This is a genomic window from Bacillus sp. CGMCC 1.16541, assembly GCF_003184905.1.
In the GTDB taxonomy this organism is placed as follows: Bacteria; Bacillota; Bacilli; order Bacillales; family Bacillaceae_H; genus Priestia.
In genome coordinates, this window is sequence record NZ_QFRU01000065.1 from 1 (window position 1) to 731 (window position 731).

1 protein-coding gene, 4 tRNA genes and 1 rRNA gene are annotated in these 731 nt (G+C 47.7%); all 6 read right to left on the reverse strand.

Annotation, left to right across the window (positions count from 1 at the left end):
* Positions 1-80: 80 nt before the first annotated feature.
* A tRNA-Leu gene (locus DIS06_RS19965) sits at positions 81-162 on the reverse strand.
* Between the two features lie 11 nt (positions 163-173).
* Positions 174-249: transfer RNA gene (locus tag DIS06_RS19970), tRNA-Lys, on the reverse strand.
* A gap of 7 nt (positions 250-256) precedes the next feature.
* Positions 257-332, reverse strand: a tRNA-Thr gene (locus DIS06_RS19975).
* A gap of 8 nt (positions 333-340) precedes the next feature.
* Positions 341-416 (reverse strand) — tRNA-Val (locus DIS06_RS19980).
* Positions 417-422: 6 nt separating this feature from the next.
* A 5S ribosomal RNA gene (rrf, locus tag DIS06_RS19985) occupies positions 423-538 on the reverse strand.
* A gap of 10 nt (positions 539-548) precedes the next feature.
* The coding region (locus tag DIS06_RS20460) for a hypothetical protein (RefSeq protein WP_204166843.1) at positions 549-731 on the reverse strand (183 nt) is incomplete at its 5' end.

Here is a 731-nt window from a genome sequence, read left to right on the forward strand (position 1 = left end):
TCGAACCCGCGACCCCCACCTTGGCAAGGTGGTGTTCTACCACTGAACTACTTCCGCGCAAAACTATTTAATTTGTACGATGCGGGTGAAGGGACTTGAACCCCCACGTCATAAGACACTAGATCCTAAGTCTAGCGCGTCTGCCAATTCCGCCACACCCGCGGATAATAAAATGGTGAGCCATGAAGGACTCGAACCTTCGACCCTCTGATTAAAAGTCAGATGCTCTACCAACTGAGCTAATGGCTCGTACAAGTGGTGCCGGCGAGAGGACTTGAACCCCCAACCTACTGATTACAAGTCAGTTGCTCTACCAATTGAGCTACACCGGCTTTATAGATGGTGGAGGATGACGGGATCGAACCGCCGACCCCCTGCTTGTAAGGCAGGTGCTCTCCCAGCTGAGCTAATCCTCCATATAAGCCTGGCAACGTCCTACTCTCACAGGGACAAAGTCCCAACTACCATTGGCGCTAGAGAACTTAACTTCCGTGTTCGGCATGGGAACGGGTGTGACCTCTCTGCTATCGCCACCAGACACTATTCTATTATAACAATCTTCTAGAGAAATGCAACACTTTTTTAAAAAAGTTTGTTCTCTCAAAACTAGATAACAATTTGCTGAGGAAAAGCATACGCTTTTCTGATTGTCTAGCTATGGCTCCTACCTTTTTGGGCATTTCACTTTTGCCAATGAAACTACAGAACAGTTTCCCTGTCAAAAGCTCCAA